The 5,138-nt window shown below is 70.2% G+C and carries 4 protein-coding genes; 3 read left to right on the top strand and 1 reads right to left on the bottom strand.

The genetic code is table 11. From position 1 onward, the window contains the following. Positions 1 to 250 (top strand): response regulator transcription factor (locus AC08ON_RS12380; protein WP_476617011.1); only part of this gene is annotated, 250 nt, incomplete at its 5' end. A gap of 72 nt (positions 251 to 322) precedes the next feature. Here the strand turns inward: AC08ON_RS12380 and AC08ON_RS12375 are convergent. Further along, positions 323 to 796 carry a hypothetical protein gene (locus AC08ON_RS12375; protein ID WP_476608295.1) on the bottom strand — a complete coding sequence of 158 codons (474 nt, stop codon included), beginning with the start codon at positions 794 to 796 and terminating at the stop codon, positions 323 to 325. 734 nt (positions 797 to 1,530) lie between these two features. Here AC08ON_RS12375 and AC08ON_RS12370 point away from each other — a divergent pair. Next, a complete protein-coding gene (locus AC08ON_RS12370; RefSeq protein ID WP_476608294.1) occupies positions 1,531 to 2,598 on the top strand; it encodes a helix-turn-helix transcriptional regulator in 1,068 nt (355 codons plus the stop codon). 1,467 nt (positions 2,599 to 4,065) lie between these two features. Beyond that, a partial coding sequence (locus AC08ON_RS12365) for a nitronate monooxygenase (RefSeq protein WP_476617010.1) occupies positions 4,066 to 5,138 on the top strand: 1,073 nt, incomplete at its 3' end.

Genomic DNA, 5,138 nt, shown 5'->3' with positions numbered 1-5,138 from the left:
GCCGGGGGCGCGTGAGCGCTCACCCGGTTCCAGGGACGGGCGGGGACCCGGGGCGGGCGGCCGGCTCAGCGACCGGGAACTCGCGGTCCTCAGCTATCTGCCGACGATGTTGACGACCGCCGAGATCGCCGCCGAGCTCTTCGTCTCCGTGAACACGGTGAAGACGCACCTGAAGAGCATCTACCGCAAGCTCGACGTGCCACGGCGTCGCGACGCTGTACATCGCGCGCGCGAATTGCGTCTATTGTAAATAGTCATACCATTTATCGTAAAAATAAATTTTAGGTGGGAGGTCAACGGCCCGGTGGTCGGGGCGCCGCGATCAGGATGACGGTGATTCAGTGAATCGCGGCGGGCACGGGGGTGGGTACCCTCCCCCCGAGCCGGGTCCGTCGTCCACTGCGTCCGCATAGCCGGCATCGGTGCGGTCGCTCTCCGTGTAACCGGGGCCCGCGTGACCGGCATCGAGGTAGCCGGCATCCCTCTGGATCCTGTTGGACCCGGGCTGCGGTGGGCCGTACCGGTATGTGCCGAACGCCGCCGTTCGTTCGATGCGCCGCCCGATCGGTCCGGGACCAGGCCCGATCGGTGTCCGCCCCGCTCCGCGGGTACGTGCGGTGGCCCGTGCCGGTGCCGGCAGGAAGGCGCGGAGCAGGCAGATCATCGATGTCACGATCCCCGTGATCATCAGGATCAGGCCCAGAACCTGGAGATCCACTCCGGTGGTGTGCCAGGTGAGCGCGTAGCGCAGGATGGCACCCACCACGACCAGGAAGACCGACCGCCCCAAGGTCATCGCCTTCGTACCTCCGCCTCTCTCCTACCGTGGCTTTGGTCTCCTGCTGTGGCTTCGACCGGTCGATGATCGGTGCATGGCCACATCGCGCCCCGGCCGCGCTCGATGGTGTCCGCGCTCGATGTGTCGTCGTCGTGGAGCGGCACCATGGGATGGGTGGTCCGTGCGGGGAGCGGAGAACTCAACCCCTCCGGAGGCGGGCCGCGGACCGCTGGCGAAACCGTGCACTGCCGCTGTGGATACCCTGCGTGACCAATGTTCATGCTGTCGATGTCGGTCGGGATCCGGGGCTCACCCGCGCCGGAGGACGTTTTCCGGCTTCTTTCGCGGCCGCGATCGAAGCCGGGGAGCCAATCTCGTACTTGTGAGGTAGCCCCGACGGGCGGTGCCAGCGGGAGGGAAAAATCACCTCGAGCCACTGCCGGGGGCCGCCGGACGCCGCCATCCCAAACGTTTACGTGCGTTAAGGTCGCGTTTTCCCCGGCTGAGCCGAAGATGCGGGGTGAGTGTGATCGGGGGGCGTGGGCGACTACTGGCGTAGCGAGGGAGGTGGGCCCTACGCTTGCCGAACCTGTCCAACTTCGCCGGAAATCAACCTGGCGGCATCGTCCCTAGCGGACGAGGCCTGGCGTCGGTTCTGAGTTCTGACCCCCCCGGAGGCACGTGTGACCGACCGAGTTTCCCGCCCGCATGATGTTATCGGTGAGGACGCACTACATCGGCCGCGAATTGGCGTGACCGTCGACACATCCGCCGAGGCCGCTGCGGCGGGCCGGGTCGCGAGGCGTGTCTCCGCGAGCTCACCCGCACCGCTGACCCCGCCGCACCGCTCGCCGGCCACCCGGCATTCCGCCGCCACCGGCGCCGGTGCGGGGCGACCGCTGCACCAGCGCTCCGGCCCGCCGGGGAGCAGCGTGCCGATGGGCGGCTCGCCGATGGGCCGCGGCGACGCGCCGAGCGCCACCGGCCGCGCGGTCCCGCCCGTCCGGTCCGCTCCGGTGGCGCGTACCGCGCCGATGCCGCGGGACCTGGCTCTCGGCGCGGCCGAGCTGCGCGGCATCCTGCGCGTGGTGGAGGACTGCGAGCGGGCGTCGTCGCTGGCATCCTTCCGCGAGCTCGCCCTGGACGGCATGGCCCGGCATCTCGGTTACCGGCATTCCGCCTTCTTCCTGGGCTCCTCGCTCGAGACCGCCTTCCAGGACGCCCGGCCCACCGGTCGCGGACTGGCGCTTCGACTCGCGGGCTCCTACCTGGAGCGTTACCGGGAGCTGGAGGCCCTCAGCAATCCGGACAGCCTGCGTTCGGTCCGCGAGCGGGGGCTCGCCACCCTTGACGATCTCGGCGTCCCGGAACGCCCGGAGGTGCGGATGCGCCTGGAGCGGTTTCTGCGGGCACACGGCATCCACGCGAAGCTGCTCATCCGCCTGTTCGGTCCGTCGAACGTGGGCGCCGTGGTGTCCCTGCTGGATTCTCGGCCGGGCGCGTTCGGACCGCGGGACCGCGCCGTCGGGGCAGTTCTCGGGCGGCATCTCGGTAACCTCCTGCGTTTCTACATCCGGGCGGACCCGGGCCCGTCGGTCGCGGGCAAGCTGTCGGCGCGCGAGCGCGACGTCGTCCGTCTCGTCGCCGAAGGCCGTTCCAATCGCCAGGTCGCCGAGGCGCTGTGCATCAGCATCGACACGGTCAAGCACCATCTCACCCATGCGCTCGTGGCGACGGGGTGCACGAACCGGACCCAGCTGGCGATCGCGTGGCAGCGGGAGACGAGCGCGTTCGCGGCCCCCGGCAACCCGCGGCCCTGAAGCGGCCCTGAAACTGTGACGTCATAAGGTCATGAGGCCGCTGCCGTGGATGTTCGATCGGCGGGATCCGTGGGATCCGCGGCGGTTCCGATGATCTACGACCTCGGATTCGAGCCGCGAACCCCGGTGCGCCACCGCGCGGGACGCGGTCGCCGGCACCTGGTCCTCCGATGACGGCGATCATGATCGACCTCTTCGTCGGGGCCGCCGGCATTTCGGCGCGAAGGGATGAGGCGAGAGCCCGGTCCCGATGATCGAGCAGTGGCGGGAACGGACACCCTGGGTGTCCGTTCCCGGTGCCGACGGCCGCGTGCCGATGATCCCACCCGGGTGACAAAGCCGGTCCGTGGTAATCGATCGATCTGGCCTCGCCTGACCGGTCCCGAGGGTCATGTCCTGCACGCCCCGCGACGACTGTCGCTTATTGTGGCTGAAATGTTGCCATTGGCATCCCTATTGAGGTCGTTGCCGGAAAGTTGATCGGATAAGCTTGCGATCGATGGCGCGCTGTGACTAGGTTGGCCGATGTCCCTTCTGGTCCGCATGGGGTCTGAAGGAGTCAGTCCCCGTCCGTCAGCGCCTGACCCGGCCGGCGGCGACCACGATCGATTTTCAGGACGGTGTCCGCCCGTGGTTCCATACCTCCCGGGGCGTCGTCCTCGCATCCGATTTCTCCAGGCCCTGCGCGTGCGGGTGTGTGTTGCCGGAAAGTAGCCACATCTGTTCATCGCCGCATTGGATGATCGATACTGAAGAGAAACCGCCGCGACCGGCGACCGGGATAGCGACCTGCGTGATACTCATTCGTAACCTCCATCGATGGCCGCAGCGATTGATGACGTCGCCCGGTGCACACCCCTGCGGGCTCTGTGTAATCCCGATCCGCGACATCGTCATCGATGTCCGGCGGTGGGCGAGCCGGCGACTGGATGCCGTCCGAACCTGGTCACGGCGACCGCGCCAGTGGTCCGATGGGCCCACGATCACCGCTGTGGTCCGGCGCCGCGCAATGATCCCAACCGAGCCGGCTAGTATTCCGCGCACGTTGGCAATCCTGTGTCGGCTAATCGGATGCGGCCGCCGTGGGACCGGGGGACACCAGTTCCGCGACAGCCTGTTGGGGGTTGGTTCGTTTTTCGCATACTCAGGGCGGATGCGGCTTCCCGGATGTCTGCCGTCCCGACGGCACTGACCAGGAGGTCTGGATGGTGCGGGCGGTCCTGTCGTCCGAAACAAGTCGATCATGCTGGTTCGGTGGGTGAGTTCCATGGCCTCGATGCGCCGCCGCGGCGATCGTGCGGCAGCGGGCGCGCCGCCGGCCACGGGTCTGCCGGCTGCCCGCCTGCCCTTGCGGTGCCCGCCCACGCGGACCAGCGATTGCCCGCCCATGCGGACCAGCACAGCCCCCTCAGCCTCTGCCCCCTCAGCGCCCTGCCTCAGGCGGGGACCGGTCGGGAGGACCAGCCGATGACCACTGCACCCAGCGCGTCACCCGTGGCCTCGCCGGCCAACCCCGCCGACCGCGATCCGCTCGACGCCCGCGAGCTGGTCGTGGTGATCACGCCGTTCGCCGAACCGTCCGCGTCCCTGGTCGCCGCGGTGCAGCGGGCCGGAGGGCTCGGGGTGCTGGATCTCGGGCTGCTGGCCGGACCGGCGCGTGATGCGCTGCGGGACGCCGCGCGGTGGGCGCCGGGCCGGTTCGGGGTGCGGGCCGCCCCCGGCTGCCCCCTCGGTCCCGACGAGCTGCCCGCGAGCGTCGGGACTGTCGTACTCGTCGCCCGATCCGGCCCGGATCCCCGATCCGGCCCCGTCGCGTGGGCGGATGCCGGGCCGGGCCCGGGGAGCCGCTGGGACATCGGCGCGCTGACGAGCCGGTGGCGGACGAGCGGGCCGCGTGGAGAGGCGCGGCGCCGGGTCTGGGCGGAGGTCACCTCGGTTGCGCAGGCGCGCGACGCGGTGGCTGCGGGGGTCGAGGGGCTGATCGCGCGAGGTAACGAGTCCGGGGGGCCTGTGGGCGACCTCACCACCTTCACCCTCCTGCAACATCTGCTCGCGCAGGCGTTCGTCACCACCGAGGGCGCGCCGCTGCCCGTGTTTGCCGCTGGCGGGATCGGTCCGGCCACCGCGGCCGCCGCGGTGGCCGGCGGCGCGGCCGGCGTGGTCCTGGACTCCCAGCTCGCCCTGGTGCGTGAGATGGAGCTGCCGGCACAGGTCGCGGCGGCGATCCGCGCGATGGACGGCAGCGAGACCACCCTCCTCGCCGGCTACCGGGTGTACACCCGCCCCGATCTGCCCGTCGCCGCCATGACGGGCGCTGCCACGGCGATCCCGTTCCGGCTGGGTGCGCGTGATCTGCGTAACCAGTTTCTCCCGGTTGGCCAGGACGGAGCGTTCGCCGCCGATCTCGCCGACCGCCACGTGACCGCGGGCGGTGTCGTACGGGCCGTGCGTCAGGGCATCCGCGAGGGCATCGCTGCCGCCACCCGTACCCGTCCCCTCGCCCCCGGTGCGCCCTTCGCCGCTGTCCACGGCCTGCGCCA

It is taken from the genome of Frankia sp. CoWAU3 (genome assembly GCF_977971855.1).
This window is presented reverse-complemented; position numbering and strand designations above follow the sequence as displayed.